This window comes from Rhizobium sp. WSM4643, assembly GCF_025152745.1.
GTDB lineage: Bacteria > Pseudomonadota > Alphaproteobacteria > Rhizobiales > Rhizobiaceae > Rhizobium > Rhizobium leguminosarum_I.
This window is the reverse complement of sequence record NZ_CP104040.1, coordinates 1,169,966-1,192,803: the sequence shown is the minus strand read 5'-3', so window position 1 is coordinate 1,192,803 and position 22,838 is coordinate 1,169,966. Positions and strand designations below refer to the sequence as shown.

Annotated in this window: 14 protein-coding genes and 1 pseudogene; 8 read left to right on the top strand and 7 right to left on the bottom strand. The window is 61.9% G+C overall.

Features of this window, described 5'->3' with window-relative positions; all coding sequences use genetic code 11:
- The first annotated feature begins 12 nt into the window (after positions 1-12).
- Both N1937_RS06100 and N1937_RS06095 read left to right on the top strand, forming a co-directional pair.
- Positions 13-1,512 (top strand): glycosyltransferase family 39 protein, encoded by a 1,500-nt coding sequence (locus tag N1937_RS06100; protein ID WP_260057907.1) that lies wholly within the window; start codon positions 13-15, stop codon positions 1,510-1,512.
- A gap of 1 nt (position 1,513) precedes the next feature.
- Positions 1,514-3,001: a glycosyltransferase family 39 protein gene (locus N1937_RS06095; protein WP_170257639.1), complete on the top strand. Its 1,488-nt coding sequence runs from the start codon at positions 1,514-1,516 to the stop codon at positions 2,999-3,001.
- A gap of 6 nt (positions 3,002-3,007) precedes the next feature.
- On the opposite strand, the gene N1937_RS06090 is transcribed toward N1937_RS06095, so the two are convergent.
- Positions 3,008-4,375: an aspartate aminotransferase family protein gene (locus N1937_RS06090; RefSeq protein WP_260057905.1), complete on the bottom strand. Its 1,368-nt coding sequence runs from the start codon at positions 4,373-4,375 to the stop codon at positions 3,008-3,010.
- Positions 4,376-4,456: 81 nt separating this feature from the next.
- On the opposite strand from N1937_RS06090, the gene N1937_RS06085 reads away from it, so the two are divergent.
- Entirely contained in the window at positions 4,457-5,809 is a 1,353-nt protein-coding gene (locus tag N1937_RS06085; protein WP_260059061.1) for a glutamine synthetase family protein, read from the top strand.
- Between the two features lie 17 nt (positions 5,810-5,826).
- On the opposite strand, the gene N1937_RS06080 is transcribed toward N1937_RS06085, so the two are convergent.
- Positions 5,827-6,771, bottom strand: a complete 945-nt coding sequence (locus N1937_RS06080) for a diacylglycerol/lipid kinase family protein (protein ID WP_017963622.1) — start codon at positions 6,769-6,771, stop codon at positions 5,827-5,829.
- A gap of 299 nt (positions 6,772-7,070) precedes the next feature.
- Here N1937_RS06080 and N1937_RS06075 point away from each other — a divergent pair, with 299 nt between their 5' ends.
- Positions 7,071-8,297 (top strand): MFS transporter, encoded by a 1,227-nt coding sequence (locus N1937_RS06075; protein WP_260057904.1) that lies wholly within the window; start codon positions 7,071-7,073, stop codon positions 8,295-8,297.
- Here the strand turns inward: N1937_RS06075 and N1937_RS06070 are convergent.
- Complete coding sequence (locus N1937_RS06070; protein WP_003557995.1) at positions 8,256-8,660, bottom strand: winged helix-turn-helix transcriptional regulator; 405 nt, start codon at positions 8,658-8,660, stop codon at positions 8,256-8,258. The genes N1937_RS06075 and N1937_RS06070 overlap by 42 nt on opposite strands.
- Before the next feature lie 103 nt (positions 8,661-8,763).
- Here N1937_RS06070 and N1937_RS06065 point away from each other — a divergent pair, with 103 nt between their 5' ends.
- Both N1937_RS06065 and mgtE read left to right on the top strand, forming a co-directional pair.
- Positions 8,764-9,777, top strand: a complete 1,014-nt coding sequence (locus N1937_RS06065) for a zinc-binding alcohol dehydrogenase family protein (RefSeq protein WP_260057902.1) — start codon at positions 8,764-8,766, stop codon at positions 9,775-9,777.
- Positions 9,778-10,084: 307 nt separating this feature from the next.
- Entirely contained in the window at positions 10,085-11,458 is a 1,374-nt protein-coding gene (gene mgtE / locus N1937_RS06060; RefSeq protein ID WP_260057900.1) for a magnesium transporter, read from the top strand.
- A 23-nt stretch (positions 11,459-11,481) separates the two neighbouring features.
- Here the strand turns inward: mgtE and N1937_RS06055 are convergent, their stop codons facing one another.
- Positions 11,482-12,003: an Lrp/AsnC family transcriptional regulator gene (locus tag N1937_RS06055; RefSeq protein ID WP_017963617.1), complete on the bottom strand. Its 522-nt coding sequence runs from the start codon at positions 12,001-12,003 to the stop codon at positions 11,482-11,484.
- A gap of 96 nt (positions 12,004-12,099) precedes the next feature.
- On the opposite strand from N1937_RS06055, the gene N1937_RS06050 reads away from it, so the two are divergent.
- Positions 12,100-13,005 carry a DMT family transporter gene (locus N1937_RS06050; protein ID WP_260057899.1) on the top strand — a complete coding sequence of 302 codons (906 nt, stop codon included), beginning with the start codon at positions 12,100-12,102 and terminating at the stop codon, positions 13,003-13,005.
- A gap of 82 nt (positions 13,006-13,087) precedes the next feature.
- Here N1937_RS06050 and N1937_RS06045 read toward each other — a convergent pair whose 3' ends face one another.
- Entirely contained in the window at positions 13,088-13,702 is a 615-nt protein-coding gene (locus tag N1937_RS06045) for a L,D-transpeptidase (RefSeq protein WP_260057898.1), read from the bottom strand.
- A 136-nt stretch (positions 13,703-13,838) separates the two neighbouring features.
- Positions 13,839-15,503: an electron transfer flavoprotein-ubiquinone oxidoreductase gene (locus N1937_RS06040; RefSeq protein ID WP_260057897.1), complete on the bottom strand. Its 1,665-nt coding sequence runs from the start codon at positions 15,501-15,503 to the stop codon at positions 13,839-13,841.
- 251 nt (positions 15,504-15,754) lie between these two features.
- Here N1937_RS06040 and N1937_RS06035 point away from each other — a divergent pair, with 251 nt between their 5' ends.
- The gene (locus N1937_RS06035; protein ID WP_260057895.1) at positions 15,755-16,543 is read left to right on the top strand and encodes an SDR family oxidoreductase; all 789 of its coding nucleotides are present in this window, start codon (positions 15,755-15,757) and stop codon (positions 16,541-16,543) included.
- Positions 16,544-16,786: 243 nt separating this feature from the next.
- Here N1937_RS06035 and N1937_RS06030 read toward each other — a convergent pair.
- Positions 16,787-22,779: pseudogene (locus N1937_RS06030) on the bottom strand (DUF3320 domain-containing protein).
- Positions 22,780-22,838 lie beyond the last annotated feature (59 nt).

The following is a 22,838-nucleotide window of genomic DNA, read 5'->3' as shown; positions in this document are numbered from 1 at the left end:
GCCGGCAGCACGATGCTGGAGCGCGCGACGAGTACGATCAGAACCGCGGGCCTGCTACTTGCGGCCTATTTCGTGCTCAACATCGCGCTGCGCATCGCGCTTCCGCATTCGCTGGAGCTCGATGAAGCTGAGCAGTCTTTCTTCTCGCAATATCTGCTGGCAGGCTACGGCCCGCAGCCGCCCTTCTACAACTGGATGCAATATGCCGTCGTTTCGGTAACGGGCATGTCGATCGGTGCGCTGATCGTTCCGAAGAACATTCTGCTGTTCCTATCCTATCTCTTCTACGGCCTTGCCGGGCGACGCGCGCTGAAGGACGAGGCGCTTGCCGCCGTCGGCATGCTGGCGCTGCTCACCCTGCCCCAAGTCTCCTACATGGCCCAGCAGGATCTGACCCACACGACGGCGCTGCTCTTTGCCAGCTCGCTGTTTCTCTACGGCTTCTTCCGCACGCTCGACCGACCCGATATCGGCAGCTATCTCCTGCTCGGGCTTGCGACCGGCATCGGGCTGATCTCGAAATATAATTTCGCTCTGATGCCTGTCGTCGCCTTGATCGCCATCCTGCCCGATGCCGAATGGCGGCGCAGGGCGCTCGACTGGCGCATGCTGGCAGCAGCCGCCGTCACGCTCGTTATTGTCCTGCCGCACGCGATCTGGCTGCAGGACAATCTTGCATTCGCCTCTTCCGACACTCTGGTCAAGATGGCTGCCGGCAGTGAACCGGCCGGCGCCGTACGGATCGGCAAAGGCCTTCTCGCCTTTCTCGTCGCCATCATCGCCTTTGCGGCGCTGCCGGTTGTGATCTTCGCCGCCACCTTCCGCCGGGATTTTGTCCGGGCACTTTCTGCGGGCAATCGCTGGACTGGCATGATGGAGCGGATGATGCTCGCAAGCCTCGCCGGCATCGTTCTGATCGTGTTGTTCACCGGCTCCACCACGGTGCGCGAGCGCTGGCTCGACCCGTTCCTGCTGGTGCTGCCGATCTATTTCCTGGCGAAGATGCAGGCGGCCGGGCTCGACCTTTCCGCCGGGTTGCGCCGCTTCCGGCTGATCGCGCCGGTGCTGATGGCCTGCGTGCTGATCGCGCTCGGCTTTCGTGTCGTCGGCGCCGGGCTGATCGGTGCATACAGCAGGCCGAATGTACCGATGGCGGGTTTTTCGCGCGAGATGACGCGACAGGCAGAACCGGGGCTGGTGATCGCTTCCGACACCTATATTGGCGGAAACATGCGGCTGCAATTTCCCGATGTGCCCGTCGTGATCCCGGATTTTCCGGCACCCGGCATTCCGGCCTATGCCGAGGCCAAGGGGCCGGTGCTGATCGTCTGGCGCGGCAAGAAGACGGCGACGGCTGCTGATGCGGTCATGCCGGAGCGGTTTTCATCAGCGCTGACGGCGGCCGGCATCGCTCTGCAGGAGATCGGCTCGCTCTCGCTTCCCTATTATTTCGGCCGCCAGGGCGATAATTTCGCGCTCGGCTACGCCTGGGTTCGGCCGGAGACCAGATAGAATGACCGAGACCAACCGTCGCGACATCAGTTGGATTTTCGTCCTGCTGGCGGCCTATTTCGTGCTTCAGGTCGGCGTGCGGCTCGCAACCTCGCATTCGCTCGATCTCGACGAGGCCGAACAGGCCTTCCGCTCGCAATGGCTTGCCGCTGGCTACGGCCCGCAGCCGCCCTTCTACAATTGGCTGCAATACACCGTCTTCCAGTTTGCCGGCGTCTCGCTGACCGCCCTTTCTATCGTGAAGAACCTGCTGCTATTCATCTCCTATCTGCTGTATGGCCTGACCGCGCGGCTCGTGCTGCGCGACAAGGCGCTGGTGGCGATCGCCACACTCGGGCTGCTGACCATCCCGCAGATGGCTTTCGAGATGCAGCGCGACCTGACGCACACGGTCGCGGTGTTCTTCTCGGCCAGCATCTTCTTCTACGGCTTTATTCGCAGCCTGAAGCGGCCGAGCCTTGGCTCCTATCTCATCGCCGGCATCGGCATCGGTTTCGGCCTGCTTGCCAAATATAATTTTGCGATCCTGCCGGCGGCAGCCCTGATCGCCGCGCTTTCGGATGCGCGCCTGCGGCCGCGGATCTTCGACAGGCGGCTGGTGCTGACGGCGGCAGTGGCGTTCGTCATCATCCTGCCGCATCTCTTCTGGCTGAAGGACAATCTCGATTTCGCCACCGCGCGCACGCTGGAGAAGATGACCGCGAGCGGCCATGCGAGCCATCTCACGCAGGTTGCCATGGGCGTCGGTTCACTGGCTCTCGCCACCATCAGCTTTGCCGGATTGACCGTGGCGGTGTTCGCGCTCGTCTTCGGCAAGGGCCTTCGCCCGGCACTGGTGGCCGGTTCGGAATGGACGCGGCTGCTCGAGCGGATGATGCTCGTCTTCTTGGCCGGCATTCTGCTTCTGATCGTCTTCGGCGGCGCGGCCGGCATCAAGGATCGCTGGCTGGTGCCGATGCTCTTCATCCTGCCGCTCTATTTCTGCCTGAAGATCGAGGCCGCAGGCGTCGCGACTGACAGGGCGTTCCGGCGTTTCATACCCATCGTCGCCGTCATCATGATCGGCGTGCCGGCGGCCCTCTACGGCAGCGTCGCGGCCGCACGCTTCACCGGCCATTACGAGCGGCTGAACAGACCCTATGCCACTATGCTGGAAAAATTGCGCAAACAGGCCGAACCGGCGGCAATCCTTGCCGGGGACAGCCTGCTTGCCGGTAATCTCAGGCAGGATATTCCCGGCGTGCCGGTCCTTTCGGTGGATTATCCCGGTTTCAACCCGGATCTCTCCGGCCGGCGGCCACTTCTCCTGGTTTGGCTCCTCCCGCAGAAGGGGGGAAGCGAAGCGCTTCCGCCTGATATGGCTCAGTGGCTGCAGGCCAATCTCGGCTCATCCGCACCCGAGGCATCGGTGATCGACGTGCCTTATTTCTATGGGCGCGGCGACGACCGCTATCGTTTCGGCTATGCCTGGATCAACCAGCCGGGCTGAGCGGCATCAGGATTTCAGCTCCTTCCAGGCCAAATCCAGCGCCAGCCTGGTAATCCTCGCCATCTCGTCCACCTCGGCGTGGCTGATGACGAGCGGCGGCGAGGCGAGCATGCGGTCGCCGGTGGCGCGCAGCACGAGGCCGTTCGCCAGCGCGTAGTTGCGCACCAGCGCACCGACCTGATCGGGCTTGGCATAACGGGTGCGCGTGCTCTTCTCGGCGGCAAGCTGCAGGCCGCCCATCAGGCCGATACTATCGGCCTCGCCAACCAGATCATGTTCGGCCAGCGCTGCCCAGGCCCTGCCGAAATAGGGACCGATATCGTCGCGCACCCGTTCGACCAGTTTTTCCTCCTCGATGATGCGCAGGTTTTCGAGTGCGGCGGCGGCGCAGACCGGGTGGCCGGAATAGGTGAAACCATGATTGAAGTCGCCGACATCGTTGATCAGCACATCGGCGATGCGGTCGCTGACGAGGACGCCGCCAATCGGCAGGTAGCCGGAGGAAAGCCCCTTGGCGATCGGCGCCAGATCGGGCTCGACGCCGAAATACTGGTGGCCGAACCAGGCGCCCAGCCGGCCGAAACCGCAGATCACCTCGTCGGTCACCAGCAAAATATTGCGCGCCTTGCAGATGCGGTCGATCTCCGGCCAGTAAGTCTCGGGCGGGATGATGACGCCGGCAGCGCCCTGCACCGGCTCGGCGACGAAGGCAGCGACATTCTCCTCGCCGAGTTCGTCGATCTTCGCTTCGAGCTCACGAGCAACATTGAGACCGAATTCGGCGGGTGAGAGATCGCCGCCCTCTCCGTACCAATAGGGCTGGCCGATATGAACGATGCCCGGGATCGGCAGGTCGCCCTGCTCATGCATGTATTTCATGCCGCCGAGGCTGGCGCCGGCGACGGTCGAACCGTGATAGCCGTTCTTTCTCGATATGACGATCTTCTTCGCCGGCTTGCCGACAGCGCTCCAATAGACGCGCGCCATGCGGAACCAGGTGTCGTTCGCCTCCGAGCCGGAGCCGGTGAAGAAGATGTGATTGAACCGCTCCCCGGCATGGGAAGTGACCTTCTGCGCAAGCAGCGTCGCCGGCGTCGAGGTCGTGCCGAAGAAGGTGTTGTAATAGGGCAGCTCATTCATCTGCCTGGTGGCGGCGTCGGCAATCTCCCGGCGGCCATAGCCAATATTGACGCACCAGAGGCCGGCGAAGCCATCAAGATATTTCCTGCCGTGATTGTCGAAGATGTAGACGCCCTCGCCGCGCTGGATGATACGCGTGCCCTCGGCATTCAGCTTCTTCATGTCGGCGAAAGGGTGCAGGTGGTGCGCGGCGTCGATCGCGGCAAGGTTCGAGGGTGGGTAAGTATCGGGCATGATGGTAAAGACCCTCGCGGATTGAAAGGCTGATATCGATGAGATAGGAGCTTGGCCTTGTCCCGGAGGATTTTCAAGGTCATGGCGAGCGACAGGATGGACGGCAAGGCCGACGGCGGCGATCCGCGTTTCGAGATCTTGATCGTCGGCATGAATGGCGACCTGCGCGGCAAGCAGCTTCCGCCGAGCGCCGAAGACAAGATCTGGGCCGGAGATATCCGCCTGCCGACCTCGACGCAATCGCTCGACATCTGGGGCGACGACAATGACGACATCACCGGCCTGTCGCTGACGATCGGCGATCCTGACGGCAAGGTCGTCCCCGATCGGCGCAGCCTGGCGCCGATGCCCTGGGCGCCCGAGGGCTCGATGCAGGTGCTCGCCACCATGCACGAATTCGACGGCAGCCCGAGCTTCATGGATCCGCGCGCCATCCTCGCTTCGGTGCTGGAGCGCTATGCGGCGCGCGGGCTGACGCCCGTCGTCGCCACCGAGCTTGAATTCTACGTGATGTCGGGAGACTGGCGCGAGACCGGACGCCCTGCCCCGCCGGAAAGCCTCACCTATCGAGGCGAAGCGAACGGTTTCCAGCTCTACGACATGAGCGCCGTCGACGCGCTCGATGGCTATTTGCAGACGCTGAGGGCCTATGCGAAGGCGCAGGACCTGCCGGCGGATGCGACGACGGCGGAATTCGGTCCGGGCCAGTTCGAGGTCAACCTGCTGCATCGTGCGGATGCGCTGGCTGCCGCCGACGATTGCCTCTATCTCAAGCGCGTCGCCGAACAGGCGGCGCGCCGCCACGGGCTGAAATCGACCTGCATGGCCAAGCCCTATTCCGAACATGCCGGCTCCGGTCTGCATGTGCATGCGAGCATCATCGACGGGCAAGGCCGCAACATCCTCGATGCCAGGGGCGGCGAGCCGAAGCTCATCAAATCGGTGATATCAGGCCTGCTCGACACCATGCGCGCGGCGCAGCTGATCTTCGCCCCCTTCGCCAATTCCTACCGGCGCTTCCAGCCCGGCTCGTTCGCGCCTGTCGATCTGACCTGGGGCAGCGGCCATCGCGGCACGGCGATCCGCATCCCCGACAAGGATGGACCGGCCGCACGCATCGAACACCGCGTCGCCGGCGCCGATGCCAATCCCTATCTGCTGCTGGCGGCGATCCTCGGCGGCATGCTCACCGGTCTCGACGGCGATCTCGACCCCGGCGAAGAGACGACGCCCTCGCACACACCTGCGAATACGGCGCGACTGACGCATGATTTCCTGAGCGCCGTCGACACCTTCCGCACCTCGCCCTTCATCGCCGATATCTTCGGCGCGCGTTATCAGGCGCTCTATGGCGACACCAAGCGCAAGGAGGCGCTCGCGCATCTGCGCACCGTTTCGGATTTCGACTACCGCACCTATTTGCCGCGGCTCTGAAATTACGCGGGGCCGACTTACGCGGCGGGCTCGCGGCGTTCGTCCGCATTCACTTGAGCGGCGAGCCCCTGTTTGACGAGAACCTTCAATTCGCCCGGATGCAACCGGATCGAGACGTCACGTTCGAGCGGCAGCAGCTCGCCGTCCATGACGCAATTGGCCTTGGAGCGCAGTTTGGGGAAATGCAGGTGCACTTCGGCCGGGTGCATCACCATGACATCGGCATTCTCGCGGACCTTGCCGCGCAGCATGTCGATGGCGAGACGAGCGACGCCGAGAGGCTTCAGCGGATTTGCCGTGTAGAAGCCGAGTTCGCCGCTCGTCAAATTATCGGCGTAAAGCAACGCGTTCTCGCCAAAGGGATTGTTGGAGACTGAGATCGCCGACACTCTGCGGCGCTCGCGCATGCCGGCAGCCTCGAACTCGACCTCGAACTCCGGGGGATTGAAGATGACGCCTAAAGCCGCCTTTGTGCTCGCCCGCATCTTGCCCAGCCGGGAACGGTAGCTGTAGGCGTTGCGGTAGCGCACCATGCGGGCATGCAGGCCGGCGGAAAACTGGTGGATGAAGGGCCGGCCGTTGGCGCTGGCGATATCGACATTGTCGATCTCGCCGGAGGCAAGCACATCGAGCGCCTGCCAGATATCGAGCGGCACACGCAGCGAGCGGGCAAAGAGGTTCATCGTGCCGGCCGGCACGACGCCGAGCGCAATGCCGTTTTTCCAGGCGATCGATGCCGCCGCCGAAATCGTGCCGTCGCCGCCGCCGGCGACGATGCCGTCGATATCATCGCGCTTGGCCGCCCGCTCCATGGCAGGAATGATTTCCTTTCCGGAGAAGACGATGGCGTCGAAATCGTGCCCCGCTTCGCGGAAAGCCGCCTCCGCCCTCTTCTCATAGGCCGGCATGTCGGTGGTCTTGAAGGTCCCGCCGTCGCGATTGAAAAAGCCTACAAGCTTCATAAGAGCTCCCGTCTCGGGCGTGGAAATGCTCCTGCCTCGCCCCTGAGATGGTTGCGATACCGGCTATTTCAAGCGCAGCCATCTTTCCTGGCAAAGGACAGAAATGCAAAAATTGCAATAGACGTATGCAGATAGCAGGACGCTGCACTGCAAAAATTGCACTCGACGGCAGCCGAGACCTCACGGATAGATGGCCTATCGGAGACATCGTCTCCACCTCCCGCCATCCCACCGATCGGCTCGCGGCTGCGCCTGCGCCAGGGGTCATTGCCAAGCAGAAACCGCCTCGAGGAGCTCTCGTGAGTGAGATTGCCGCCAATATTTCCATCGATAGCCAGGATGAAGCGCTGCCGTCGGCAATGACCGTGGCGCTGGTTCAGCTGGCGCTCGCCTGCGGCGGCTTCGGCATCGGCACCGGCGAATTCGCGATCATGGGGTTGCTGCCCAACGTTGCCGACACCTTCTCGGTCACCACGCCGCAAGCCGGTTACGTCATCAGCGCCTATGCGCTCGGCGTCGTCGTCGGCGCGCCGGTCATTGCCGTGCTCGCCGCGAAGATGGCGCGCCGCACGCTGCTTTTGATGCTGATGCTGATCTTTGCCGCCGGCAATATATCAAGCGCCATGGCGCCGACCTTCGAAAGCTTCACGCTGCTGCGCTTCGTCAGCGGCCTGCCGCATGGCGCTTATTTTGGCGTCGCGGCCCTTGTCGCCGCCTCGATGGTGCCGGTGCATCGCCGCGCCCGTGCCGTCGGGCGCGTCATGCTCGGCCTGACCGTTGCGACCCTTCTCGGCACGCCGTTGACCACGTTCTTCGGCCAGTCGCTCGACTGGCAGGTGGCGTTTTTCTCGGTCGGCGTGCTCGGCCTGCTGACGGTGGCGCTGATCTGGTTCTACGTTCCGAAGGACAGGGTTTCCGAGGAGGCGGGGTTCCTCCGCGAACTCGGCGCCTTCCGCCGGCCGCAGGTGTGGCTGACGCTCGGCATCGCCGCTGTCGGCTACGGCGGTATGTTCGCGATGTTCAGCTATATCGCCTCGACGACGACTGAGGTGGCGTTGCTGCCGGAAACGGCCGTCCCGATCATGCTGGTCCTCTTCGGCGTCGGCATGAATGCGGGCAATTTCATCGGCTCGTGGCTCGCCGACAAATCGCTGCTCGGCACGATCGGCGGGTCGCTGGTCTATAATATCGTCGTGCTGACCACCTTCTCGCTGACCGCGGCCAATCCCTATATGCTGGGGCTTTCCGTTTTCCTCGTCGGCTGCGGTTTTGCCGCCGGCCCGGCGCTGCAGACGCGGCTGATGGATGTCGCCGCCGACGCGCAGACGTTAGCTGCCGCTTCCAACCATTCCGCCTTCAACATCGCCAATGCGATCGGCGCCTGGCTCGGCGGCCTCGTCATTGCCGGGGGTTACGGTTTTGCGGCAACCGGTTATGTCGGTGCAGTACTATCCTTCCTCGGCCTCTTCGTCTTTGCAGCCTCGCTACGCCTCGAGCGCCGCGACCGGAGCGCGCAGGCCGTCTGAGGCCAGGCGCAGCTCGCGGCCTTCCGGGCTGCAAAAGACATAATCGTCACCCCAGGCGGCCAACGCCTGGATGACCGGCTTCAGCGTCAAGCCGAGCGGCGTCATTGCATATTCGACCCTCGGCGGCACGACCGGATAGACGGTGCGTGATACCAGACCGGATTCTTCCAGTTCCCGCAACTGCTTGGTCAGCATGCGCTGGGTCACGGCCGGCAGCTTACGCCGCAATTCGTTGAAGCGCAGGGTTCCCTCCATCAGATGAAAGAGGATCACACCCTTCCACTTCCCGTCGAGGTAAGTCAGCGTCGCTTCGACCGGGCAGCCGGGAAAATTCTTGACGAGCTTGGCGCGCGGCAATGACATTTTACAGTATCCTTTTGGGTACTATGTACAGAATTTGTGCATTCTTGCGTTGTCGGACCATAGTGCGCATCTAGCTTCCGTGCAACGAACACAGGAGTTTCCCATGCGCGCCGTCGCCTATAAAACGCCCCAGCCGATTTCCGCCGAGACCTCGCTGATCGATGTCGAACTGCCGATGCCGGAGGCCAAGGGCCACGATCTGCTCGTCGAAATCAAAGCCGTTTCGGTCAATCCCGTCGATGTGAAGGTGCGCGCCCATTCCGCGCCGCCCGCGGGCGAACTCAAGGTGCTCGGCTGGGATGCCGCCGGCATCGTCAAGGCCATCGGCGCCGATGTCACCCTGTTCAGGCCCGGCGACGAGGTGTTCTATTCCGGGGTCATCAGCCGCCCGGGCAGCAATGCCGAATTCCATCTCGTCGACGAGCGCATCGTCGGCGCCAAACCGAAGAGCCTCGACTTCGCGGCCGCGGCCGCCCTGCCGTTGACCTCGATTACGGCCTACGAGGCGCTGTTCGATCGGCTGAAGGTGCAGGACGCGGTTTCGGGAGCGGGACGATCCATCCTGATCATCGGCGGCGCCGGCGGCGTCGGCTCGATCGCCATCCAGATCGCCCGGGCATTGACCGACCTGACGGTGATCGCCACGGCCTCGCGAGCGGAAACGCAGGACTGGGTGAGGGAACTCGGCGCACATCACGTCGTCGACCATTCCAAACGGATCGCGCTTGAGGTAGCAGCGCTCGGCATCGGCGCGCCGGGGTTTATATTCTCAACCACCAACACGGACAGCCATATCGGGGACATCGTCGAAGCGATTGCGCCACAGGGCCGCTTCGCGCTGATCGACGATCCGAAGACGCTCGACATCGTGCCCTTCAAGCGCAAGGCCGTCTCCGTTCATTGGGAACTGATGTTCACCCGCCCGCTCTACGGCACGCCCGACATGATCGAGCAGCACAAGCTGCTGAACAGAGTTTCCGAACTCATCGACGCCGGAAAGATCCGCACCACGCTTTCAGAGATCGTCGGGCCGATCAATGCGGTAAACCTCAAGACGGCGCATGCCATGGTCGAAAGCGGCAGGATGAAGGGCAAGGCGGTGCTTGCAGGATTCTGAGACCGTTTCGGGCCAGCAAAGTCTACAAACCATACCACCGGCCATACCCGCCCGGAATGCCGCATCGCGGGGTGCGGCATTCTGGCGTTAAGCATTTACCCCGCTTGACTTTTTCCGCATTCGGGACCACCTAGCATTCACGTGGATGACACTCGTCAGCCACGGATTTCAACGGAGCCATCATAACGATGCCAAGCGACAGTAGCAGTCGATTGCCCTTGCCGTACGCGGCCCTCGTGCGCTGACCGACTCCTGTCAGCTCGCCCGATCGGACGCTACGGCGGATCGACGGAAAGGCGAGCCTCAAATGAACATCAATCGCTTCCCTCTTCGGGCAGGCCATGCCGCCCGCGCCTTCATCAACAACAGCCGCGGCGCAACGATCGCCGAACGCGTCGAATCGTTGAATACACTCAGCGTCCAGGACGCCGGGCGGGTGCTGACCAGCATGCCGCTCGACTATGCGGTCAACATTCTCGACCGGCCGGAGCTTCGCAATGCTGCGCACATCCTTGCGCTGATCAGCGCCGAGGACGCCGCGCGGCTGCTGCACGGCATGTCGAACGACCGCGTCGCCGACGTGCTGCTCGAACTCGACGGCGAGACCCGCGCCCGGCTGTTCTCCAGCCTCGACGAACCGGTGCGCATCGCGATCCAGCACCTGATGGGCTATCCACCGCGCACGGCCGGCGGCATCATGACGACGGAGTTCGTCAGCGTGCCTGACAGCTGGACCGTTGCCCGGACGCTCGATCATGTGCGCCAGGTCGAACGCTCGCGCGAGACCATCTACGCCATTTATGTGCTCGACGACGTAAGCCATGCACTGATGCATGTGGTGACGCTACGCCGCCTCATCACCGGCGAGCCCGACGCCTCCATTCTGTCCGTGGCTCAGAAGGGCGTGCCGGTTTCGGCCGATCCGCTGATGAAGCAGGAGGATGTCGCCCGGCTGATCCGCAAGCACGACCTGCTCGCCCTGCCCGTCACCGACGAACATGGGCAGATGCTCGGCATCGTCACCGTCGACGACGTGATCGACACGATGATCGCAGACACGACGGAAGCGGCCCAGAAGTTCGGCGGCATGGAGGCGCTCGGCCAGCCCTACATGAAAATCGGCTTCGCCGGCATGATCCGCAAGCGCGCCGGCTGGCTCGCCGCCCTGTTTCTTGGCGAAATGCTGACGGCAAGCGCGATGCAGCACTTCGAAGGCGAGCTGGAAAAGGCCGTGGTGCTGACGCTGTTCATCCCGCTGATCATGAGCTCGGGCGGCAACTCGGGTTCACAGGCGACGTCGCTGATCATCCGGGCGCTGGCACTCGGCGAACTGAAGCTTTCGGACTGGTGGAAGGTACTTTTGCGCGAACTGCCGACCGGCGTCGTCCTCGGCGCGATCCTCGGCCTGGTCGGCTTCATCCGCATCGTATTCTGGCAATCGGCCGGGCTCTACGACTACGGCCCGCACTGGCAAATGGTCGCCGTCACGGTGTTTGCCGCCTTGATCGGGATCGTCACCTTCGGTTCGATCTGCGGCTCGATGCTGCCTTTCGTGCTGCAGAAGCTCCGGCTCGATCCGGCCAGCGCCTCAGCCCCCTTCGTCGCCACGTTGGTCGACGTCACCGGGCTCGTCATCTACTTCTCGGTGGCGCTGCTCATCCTCAGCGGAACGCTCCTCTAACCCACAAGCAAGCCCGAGGGGGATTATTTTCCCTCGGGCAGCTTCAACGGCCCATGCGTCTTCATGCTGCGGATGGCGAAGTTCGAGCGGATGTCGCTGACATTCGGCAAGGTCAACAGCGTTTCCGTCAGAAGCCGTTCGTAGGCGGCGAGATCCTCCACCACCACTTCGGCGAGGAAATCGGCCGTACCCGAAATCAGGAAGCAGGAGACGATCTCGGGGATGGCGAGCAGCGCCTTCTGCTGCGCCTCGGAATTTTCGCGGCTGTGCTGGACGACCTTGAATTCGACGAAGACGGTGAGGCCGAGACCGACCTCCTTGCGGTCGATATCCGCCGTGTAGCCGCGGATGATACCGGAGCGTTCGAGATTGCGGATGCGGCGCAGGCAGGGCGACGGTGAAAGGTTCACCTTCTCGGCGATCTCGACATTGGTGGCCCGCGCATCCTCCTGCAGGCACTTCAGGATGGCAATATCGAATTTATCGAGATTTGGCATTTTCGCGATCCCTATTGGCCTCGATTGGCAGAAGATTGCGCATAGCATGATTTTAGAGCCATAGATAGCAAGGACATGCCCTGGCCTCTGGCGCTAGTCTTTTCTCAACCGGAGAGGCTCCGGATGAAGGAAAGGACTAAGACGATGACCACCATCGCATTTACCAACGACAAGTCGCCGTCGCAGGTATTGGGTTATGCCGGCGGCACTATCACCGTGCTGATCTGGGCGACATGGTTTCTCGTCACCCGCCACAGCGCCGCAACGCCGCTCGGCTCGATCGATATCGGGCTGATCCGCTTCGGAATTCCGGCGCTGGTGCTTTCGCCTGTCTGGCTGAAGACGGGGCTGCTGCCGAAGGGCCTGCCGCTTCACCTGCTGGCGATCATGGTGTCCGGTTCCGGCGCCGTCTTCTTCCTGCTGACGACGCTGGCAATCCATTCGACGCCGGCGGCCTCCTCGGGGATTCTGCTCGGCGGCTCGATGCCGCTCGCAGCAGCGCTGATCGGCATTGCGCTGTTTCGCGAAAGACCCGATGGCACACGCATCGCGGGGCTCTTCGCGATCGTCGCCGGCGTGCTGATCCTCCTCACGCGCAGCCTTGCAGACGCCTCGCTGCCTTGGACGAGCTTCGTGCTGCTGCCGGCCGGCGCCATTCTCTGGGCGAGCTATACGCATGCCTTCCGCCGCTCCGGCCTGACCTCCGTGCAAGCGAGCGCCCTGATCGCCGTCTGGTCCTTTCTGATTATGGGCACGCTTGCCCTCATCTTCGGCATCTCGCTGCCGCAGGCTCCGCTTCACGAGATCGGCCTGCAGGTGCTGAGCCAGGGCGTTCTTTCCGGTCTCGTCGCCATGGTCGCCTACGGCACCGCCGTCAGAACACTCGGCGGAACACAGGCTGCCGCCTTCACGGCGCTGACGCCCGTGCTTGCAACCCTCGGCGGCGGCTTGCTGCTTGGCGAAGCTATCGGCATGACGGAAATCAGCGCCGCCGTGATCACCGGCATCGGTGTGGCGCTTTCGACGGGTATCGCCGCACCGCGCCGCTAACCAGCTAGGACCGACACTTCGAAAGCCGCCGGCAGCGATTGCTACGGCGGCTTTTTCGTGAGAAATGCCGTCTCTGTATTGCTTAAGCCTGGATGACGACGACCCTGGCGCCGACTTCGACGCGGCTATAGAGGTCGATCACGTCGTGGTTCATCATGCGAATACAGCCGCTCGACATGGCAAGACCGATCGATTGCGGCTGGTTGGTGCCATGAATGCGAAAATGCGTGTCGTTGCCGCCGCGGTAGAGATATATCGCCCGCGCACCGAGCGGGTTGTTCGGGCCGCCCGGCATGCCGCCAGCAAGCTTGCGATAGCGCTCTTCGCGGCGCTGCATGTTTTCCGTCGGCGTCCAACTCGGCCACTCGGCCTTGCGGCCGATATAGGCGTTACCGGCAAATGCCAGCCCCTCGCGGCCGACACCGACGCCATAACGCATCGCTCTGCCGTCGCCGAGGACGTAATAGGCGCGGCGCGCGGGTGTGTCGACGACTATGGTGCCGGCAGGATGCGTGGTTTCGTAGGCCACTTCTTGGCGGCGAAGTTCCGGCTTGATCTTGTCGATCGGCACCTGCCCCAAGGGGAATTTTTCATCCGGAAGTGCGGCGTAATTCGTCTGGCTGTTCAGGCCGGTCGAAGAGCAGCCGGCCACGAAAAGCGGTAGAGCGATCAGGAAGCCCCGGCGCGAGATCGTCATGAACGTGTCCTTAGTGCGTCAACATGATGTCGCAAGCTAAGGAAATTATGGTTAACGAACGGCTAACAGCCTCCGGCAGGAGGCGATCACGAAGGCGTCAGCACGCAAGAATTGTCGACCGCGAGGACAATCCGCCTCACATATTCGGATAGACCGGCCCCTCGCCGCCCTGCGGCGGCACCCAGTTGATGTTCTGGTTGGGATCCTTGATGTCGCAGGTCTTGCAGTGCACGCAGTTCTGGGCGTTGATGACGAAGACGTCCTTGCCGTCCTTTTCCACCCATTCATAGACGCCGGCCGGACAGTAACGCGTCGACGGGCCGGCATAGATGTCATGCTCGGACGAGATCTGCAGCGCCATGTCCTTGACCTGCAGATGAACCGGCTGGTTTTCCTCGTGATTGGTGTTCGACAGGAACACCGAGGACAGGCGATCGAAGGTCAAGACGCCATCGGGCTTCGGATAGGCGATCGGCTTGTGCTGCGAGGCCGGCTCAAGCGATTGGGCATCGGTCTTGCCGTGCTTCAGCGTGCCGAAGAAGGAGAAACCGAGGAGCTGGTTCGTCCACATGTCGAAGCCGCCGAGCGCCACGCCAAGCGCTGTGCCAAACTTCGACCACAGCGGCTTGACGTTGCGCACGCGCTTCAAATCCTTGCCGATGTCGCCCTTGCGCCATTCGCTCTCGATCTCGGTCACTTCATCATGGCTGCGGCCGGCGGTAATCGCGGCGGCAATTTTCTCGGCCGCCAGCATGCCCGACAGTACCGCATTGTGGCTACCCTTGATGCGCGGCACGTTGACCAGACCAGCCGAACAGCCGATCAGCGCCCCGCCGGGGAAGGAGAGCTTCGGCACCGACTGGTAGCCGCCCTCGGTGATGGCACGCGACCCATAGGACAGCCGCTTGCCGCCCTCGAAGGTGGTGCGGATCGCCGGATGGGTCTTGAAGCGCTGGAATTCCTCGAAAGGATAGAGATAGGGGTTCTTGTAATTGAGGTGGACGACGAAGCCGACGGCCACAAGATTGTCTTCCAGGTGATAGAGGAAGGAGCCGCCGCCGGTCTTCATGCCGAGCGGCCAACCGAAGGAGTGCTGCACCAGGCCCGGCCTGTGGTTTTCCGGCTTGACCTGCCAGAGTTCCTTGATGCCGATGCCGAATTTCTGCGGTTCGCGGTCCTTGGAGAGATCGAACTTGGCAATCAGCTGCTTGGCGAGCGAGCCGCGCACGCCCTCGCCGATCAGCACGTACTTGCCGAGCAGTTCCATGCCGCGGGTATAGTTCGGGCCGGGCTTACCGTTCTTCTCGATGCCCATGTCGCCGGTGGCGACACCGATGACGGCGCCTTCGTCATTGTAGAGCACTTCGGTTGCAGCAAAGCCCGGATAGATCTCGACGCCGAGTTCTTCGGCCTTGGTCGCCAGCCAGCGACAGACGAGCCCAAGCGAGACGATGTAGTTGCCGTGGTTGTTCATCAGCGGCGGCATCAGCACATTCGGCAGGCGAACGGAGCCGGCCGGGCCGAGCAGCAGGAAGTGATCGGCGCTGACCTCGGTCTTAAAGGGATGATCGGCCTCGTCGCGCCAGCCGGGCAGCAGCCGATCGATACCGATCGGATCGACGACGGCGCCAGAAAGGATATGCGCGCCCACTTCCGCACCCTTCTCCAGCACGACGACGGAGAGCTCCGGATTGACCTGCTTCAACCGGATCGCCGCCGCAAGACCGGCAGGACCTGCGCCGACGATCACCACGTCGAATTCCATGCTCTCGCGTTCTGGCAGCTCAGTCGTCTCGGTCATTCACTCGTCTCCGCTTGGCGGCACGCGGCCGTCATCCCGTCATGGCACTTTCTTGTCAAAACGAGAAAGCATTGTCGAGCCGGGATACGACAGCCAATCTTCCAATTCGCACAATGATGACGCCTCGTGAGGCAGAATTGCATAACGCTTACGTCAACATCAATTATCAAACATCCCCAGTCCGGTCACATCCCCTTTCCTTTTCCGCCGCTTGCGCCTTATACATCGCTCGACACTATCGGAGGACAATCATGGATCTCGGCATCAAAGGCAAACGGGCACTCGTCCTCGCCTCTTCGCGCGGCCTCGGCCTCGGCATCGCCGTGGCGCTGGCGCGGGAGGGCGCAAACGTGCTGCTCTGCGGGCGCAGCGGCGAACAGCTGGAGGGCAATTGCAAGGCGATCAATGATGAAGGCAACGGCCGGGCCAACTGGATCTGGGCCGATCTCGGGGACGAACGCTTCGTCGAGATGACGACGACGGCGGTGAAGGAGAAGTTGGGCGGGCTCGATATCCTCGTCAACAATACCGGCGGGCCGACGCCCGGCACCACGGAGGAGATGACGGGCGAAAAGCTCGAAAGCTATTTCCTCTCCATGGTCGTGCGGGTGATCACGCTCACCAATGCGCTGCTGCCCGGCATGAAGGCGCAGGGCTGGGGCCGCATCCTGACGGTTGCCTCATCCGGCGTGATCGAACCGATCGCCAACCTGGCGCTGTCGAATACGCTGCGCCCGGCCCTTGCCGGCTGGAGCAAGACGCTTGCCTCCGAAGTGGCGGGCTTCGGCGTCACCACCAACCTGCTCTTGCCCGGCAGCATCCTGACGGCGCGGCTCGACGATCTCGACGGAGCGGCGGCAAAGCGGACCGGCAAGAGCCTCGACGAGATCCGTACCGACAAGGAGGCGCGTATTCCGGTCGGCCGCTACGGCAAGGTCGAGGAATTCGCCGCAACGGCTGCCTTCCTGTGCAGCCAACCGGCAAGCTACATCACCGGCTCGCTCATCCGCTGCGACGGCGGCGCGGCACGATCCGTCTGACGGCTCCGCGTCCAGCCTGTGATTCTACGGCTACCAATTCGTCATCCGGAGGATTCCGCCGAGCTTTTGTAATGCGCGTCGGCGGCAGGAGAAAGACAGCAAGGCGTGCATTGGTGTGGCCGCGCCTTGCTCGCGCGCGCGCTGAGCGAGCCGTCCGATAACCGCGTATCTTGGTTCGCGCGACCGACTGGGCAAGTCGCCGGAGAAACTACCGAAACGCTTGCGGAGATGCAGGTCGCCTGACTAAAAGAATGACTGAGTGGTTGAAGTATGCTGCCGGGCCCTCGCAATCGCTTCGTCCAGCCGTGAACGCGAAACAGCAGCGAGGCGTTCGACGCCAAGAAGACGAGCCAGATCGCGCGCCGGATCTGGCTCGTCCAATAAGTCCGGATTGTCGAGCACAACGAAGGCGAGTTCTGCGAGCGGGATATCGGCGATCGACCTGCGTGCATCCTCGCTGGCGGGCCGCCGGTACGGCATGATTTCCGACACGGTTCCCACTTTCCAAACAAACTCGCCGCTCGATTCCTCGGTCGTGTCGAGACCACGCAAATGGAGGTCGATTCTTTCTCGGATTCGTCCGCCGGTGCGCAGCCAACCGTGGGCACGAGAAAGCCGCTGGGCAAGGATGTCTGTGCGCAGGGGGCTTTCGGTTTCGATGACCACCTCGATCATACCTCGCAGGGTATCGCGATAGCCGAATTCGAAGAACTGATCGGGGTCCACTCGGAAGCCGGACAGATCGGTGATGTGGTATCGTCGCTCCTCCACGGTTTCCTCAGGAACCGGAGCCACAGCTCGTTGCATTTCAGCCGCTTTGGAAGAAACGGAGGCTATCGGCATCTCGGCAGATACGAGTTCGGTCTCGACGGCTGCTGGAGGCGGCGTAGCTTCCTCGCTAAGGGCGGCGGCGTCGTCGTGGCGGATTTCGTCCATCTCCTCGACCTCGTGCCCCATGTCCCAGTTGGTCGCAACTTCGACCTGTTCGGCGGTGCGCCGCGCCCTGCTTTCCTCCAGCAAATTCTCCAAACTGGCGTGCAGCCGGTCCGCGCAGCCTGCGGTATCGAACCACCAATCAGTCGACCAAACACGGAGGATGTTCCAGCCAAGGCCCCTCAATACCTGCTCGCGGACCTTGTCACGGTCTCTTGCTGTGGCCGATCCGTGGTAGGTGGCACCGTCACACTCCACGCCTGCCAGATAGGTTCCAGCCAGATCGGGGTGGCGGATGCCTAAGTCAATCCGGAAGCCGGAAATCCCGACCTGCGGCACGACTCTCCAACCGCGGTGTTCCAATTGCGCAGCGACGGCCTCCTCGAAGGGGGAATCGAAACCACCGACAGAACCGATATCTTGGGCCGGCAACGCGATCGCGCCACGCTCGGCGTAGTCGAGGAACGTCTTCAGATGTTGTACGGCGAGCGCCTTGGCTCGAGTCGAGTCAATCTGGTCGGCCGTGAAACCTGAGAAGACAATGAGTTCCTGCCGCGCACGAGTTACAGCGACGTTGAGGCGCCGCTCGCCGCCGTCGCGGTTCAGCGCGCCGAAATCCATCGTCAACTTTCCGGCAGCGTCCTTCCAGAACGTGATCGAAAAAAGGATGACATCCCGCTCGTCGCCCTGCACATTCTCCAGGTTCTTCACGATCGTGGGCTCGACCCGCTCCTCGGCAAAGAACCACTCGAGCTCGGCATCGTCTCGCCGCGCGGCATCGAGGAGATCGAGGATCAGCGACTGCTGCTGCGCGTTGAAGGTGATCACCCCGAGCGTCGGGCGATCTTTTTCAGGCAGTTTCAACCACCCCTTCATTCGGGAAACGGCTTCTTTCGCGACGGCCTCTGCCTCGATTCGATTGGTTCGGCTTTTCCCACGGTCGTAAATACCATTGGGTACCTTCCGCAGATGCACGGCGCGGTCTTCGACGGCCGGCGACGGAAACGTCACCAGACGGTTCTGGTAGTAGTGGTGGTTGGAGAAGGCGATCAGAGATTCGCTTCGGCTGCGGTAATGCCATCGCAGATCGCGGATCGGAATGCCGGCCGCTTTCGCCTCGTCGAGAATGCTCTCCAGATCCTTCTCGTGATCGGCGACTTCCTCCTCTTCCTCGTTGCGTCCGAAGAAGTTCGTCGGCGGCAACTGCTTCGGATCGCCGACGATGATAGTCTGCCGCGCCCGTGCTATCGCGCCAACGGCGTCCCAAGTTGTGATCTGCGACGCCTCATCGAAGATCACAACGTCGAACAGCGCCTGGTTAGGCGGGAGATACTGAGCGATCGAGAGCGGCGACATAAGCATGCAGGGTGCGAGTTTGGAAAAGCTCTGCGGCATCTTGCTGATCATGTCTCGTATCGACTTGCTTGGCCGCTGCAACTCCATCTGGTAGCGCAGCAGCCCGAGTTCCGAATTGCGTGGAACGCTCTGCACGGGCGGCAAGCCGTGGGCGATCACACTGATTACACGCCGTGTAGCGTGCGATCGTACGAGGTCGTCGATCTCACGGAATTCGCTGATGGCGTTTTCATGCTGGAAACGCCGAAAACTCCGCAGAACAGGGTCGGCGTCGAGAATCTTCGGGAGCCACCACCGGGCATAACCGAGGCGAAACGCAGCTCGCGTTTCATCGGGTCGTATCGTGCCCTTCTCAATCTGTTCGACCAGGGAGGAGAGGTTAAACGCGATTGCCCGATTTCTAATCCGACACCAGGCTGACCAATCGCGAAGCAGATGCCGCGCATTCACGAGAGCATCGAGTTTTTCTCTGAGAGTCGTGAGGTCGGGTCCGTCGCTGCCGACCAGATTGTCTCGCCCAGCAGCCTCGCCGAAGCGCTGACGCGCAGCCTGCAGGCCTCCGACTGCGGCGAGAAATCTATCTCCTGCCTGCCGGATCCTGTCGTTTTCGACCGTCGCGCGCAGACACGGGGCAACGGTACGGAGCACCGACCTTATCTCCTCCTGATCCCGCCCCGGAATGGGCATCGTGGCGCGAAACTCTCGTGCGAGTTCGAGAATTTCCGCGACGGCTCCAACATCGGTCGCCAGACCGTCTACCGGCAGAGGTTTTCCGGCCAAGGGGCTCTGGTCGATCGCCGACAGACAATTCTTCATGCGGCGTAACAGAGGGAGATCCCGTTCGGGTTCCGCGATACCTTGATCGGCATAGCTTTGCAGCAACTTCTGGATTTTGCGTTTGCCCAGCATCGCATTGGGCCAGAACGAAGCGTTCGCCTCCCGCCATTGGCGGTCCAGCACCTCCGGGTCGAGGTCGCGGACGGCGGAAGCGCCATAGGATGCCGCAAGTCCCTGCTCTGCTTCGCGATAAGCTTTGATGGAACGTCCCAGAGTTTCCAGCGCCTCGGCGCATCGCGCGAAATCCCGGTCGTATGCGATCGTAATGTCGCGGCCTCGGCTTTTCTGCAGTGCTCCTGCAAGAGCTGCCAGTGCTTGGAGTTCGGTTTGTGATGACCGTTCAAGCGACTCTAGACCAAGGCTCGCGAGATATCCGTCGACTGCGCCGGTCAACAAATCGATCGCATTCTGCAACGACTGTACCGCCGCCAGCAACCCGTCCTGCCAGGCGGAGCTCCATTCGCCAACACTGATGAGTTCCAGCACCGGCTGCCGCTCAACGGATGCGAAGACGAGACCGAGTTCGACCGCAAGGCCTTCAAGCTCGCGCAGCGTCTGCGCATCATGAGCGTCCCGTTCCAGCCATGACAAGGCCGGTGCCGGAGCATCCGCAGCCTTAAGAGCGATTCCCAGCGCCAGATAGGGCGTCCATCCGTTCGGGTAACGCTTGTGCAAGGACTCGACATAGGCATTAAGCTCGTCGCGGCGCAGTCGAAGGCGCTCGTTGATCGCGACCCATTCGGACGCATCGGTTCGGCCGCCATACTCCCAGGCTGCCTTGAGCTGTCCAAGGAAGTGCCGGCGATCAGACTTGTTCGAGTGCAATTCGATGCAGTGATCTCCGAGGCCATGCGCGCGCAACCTGCGATAGACCACGTCGAGCGCGGCCGTCTTTTCAGCAACGAACAGAACCGTCTTTCCCACCGCAAGGCAGTTGGCGATCATGTTGGCGATGGTCTGGCTCTTGCCAGTACCAGGCGGACCAACAATGACGAAATCTCGCCCTTCGGCAGCCGCGAGGCTGGCGGCCGTCTGCGATGAATCTGAAGGAAGAAGGCAGATGATGTCCGCTGGCGCATAAGCATGATCGAGTTCACGATCGTCGCGGAACGTCGATTGTCCACCGCCTTCCTGGAAGGCCTCCTCCGGCGTGTCGATCAGGTGGCGGACCACCCTGTTCTCGCGAAGTGCCTCTGTGCGTTCGACCAGATCCTTCCACATGAGGAATTTCGCAAAGGAGAAAGTCGACAAAGCTGTCTCGTCCACAACCTCCATGCCGGGAACATCGCGGACCGCCTGCCGCATCATGGCGAGAAGACGGGGCACATCCACCCCATTGTCGTCGAGCGGCAAATCGCTACCGAATTGAGGAAGCGCCAGGTCGAAATCTCGCTCTAGGAATTGCAGAAGGGTCGCATTGAAGCGCGGCTCGTCCTCATGAAAGCGGATCGTGAAGCGTGAACTGGCGCTGCGGCGCTCAAGCTTCACCGGAACCAGTAGAAGCGGCGCTCGATAGCTACGCTCGTCTTCCGGCTTCTTCCTCCAACGAAGGAAGCCTACGGCGAGGAAAAGGGTGTTCGCTCCGCCCTCGGCAAAATCGTTGCGAACCTGCCTGTACAGGTCGATCAACCGAACATCGAGCTGCCGCGCGTCGAGTGGCGAGGGTAGCTCGTCCCTAAGTAGAGCTTCGGCCGCGAAGCCGCGCTGGAGGTCGTGGCCGTGTACATCACGATAGAGCGCTGCGTCCCTTTCGCCGAGCGGGTTCTGTTCAGGCAACGATATGATCCGAATTGCGACGCCGTTCGCGAGCCGGTCTTCGAGATAAGCCACATCAGTGCACAGGAACGGAATCGTCTTCTTCGAATCCGGAAAATTGAGAAGTCGGTTACGAAGGGTCAGATCGAGGAGCTTCTTCTGCCATCGATCGATGCGGCCGGCAGCGCTGGTCGGCTTCGCCTCGATGATTTCAGCCGGTAGTTCGCCAAAGTTGGGGGCTGAGGGGAGCGGCAAGTCCACAACGGGAACTGTTTCGTCGTCGAGGACATTGCGTCGGATTGGTTCGTGCGAGGCGAGCGGCATAATTCCGCCGCTTCGCGAGCGTCTGACATCGATCGCGGCGACGAAAGCGTGGGCTTCGTCCTCTCCCAGCCGGCCGTCCAAGGCGCGCTGTGCGCTTTCCAATGTCACGGCAGGGCGATGCGTCACACCGGTCGTTTCAAAGACAATCAACTCACGCGATGCCAGGGCCTTTCGGACCTCCATCTGATCTGTCTCGATCGCATGGGCGAAGGTTCTCTTGGTCAGCCACACACCTGCCGCCGCATGTCCGTTGAACATCAACATGACTGGATGCAATCCGGCAGCTTCCAGGGCGGCCGCAAAAAGAAGGGCGGTATCAAGGCAGGTCGCTAGCCGCTCCTCGGTGATTGTATTCGGACGCCGGATCTTCTGGCCGCGGTTCTCAAAGCTCGCAGGTGGCTCAGCGTAGTGCACCCCCATCCCGGCAATCGCCGAATAGATAGCAGCACTCAGCATGTAGGCGCGCTGGGGATTCTGCGATTGGTAACCGTCTAGTCTGTTTGGATGACCATGGGCCGCAAGTCGTTCCGCAGCGATCCGTAGGATCTGGGCCACGCCCGGATCGTTCGGCATGACGAATGCCGGCAGCAATTGCACCATATCGGCGACACCGCCCCATTCATCCCGCGCGAGCAGCCGGACCGGAAGGCGTTGTTCTTCGAGAATCTCTCCTCTCGAGGATAGACGAAGCGTGATCTCGCCACGTTCTGCCTCGTTGAGGCCCGCAAGATACCCGGAATCGAACTCAACTTTCCGGTCTTCAAGGAAAGCCTGTCGCCTGGTATTAGCCGATCAACTGTCCACGACTTCGGCCTTAGGAACGAAGGCGACGATATCAATTCGATTCGGCAATTCTCGATGTGCTTATCAGTATTATTCTCGATCAGAATTGATCGGATGACCGGTACGGCATTTTGGTAAGACGCATAGGTGAAACTGGCTGCAACATCGGCAATAATGGTAGGGTTCTCGAATTTGTTGCAAACGTCGTCCTGTTGTTTTTCGGTAATATTACTTTCTGAAACCTGCATTGGCTTGTCCCCCTTCACGGGAGATTAGCGCCATTTTTCAACTTTAAGAAGACCTTTAC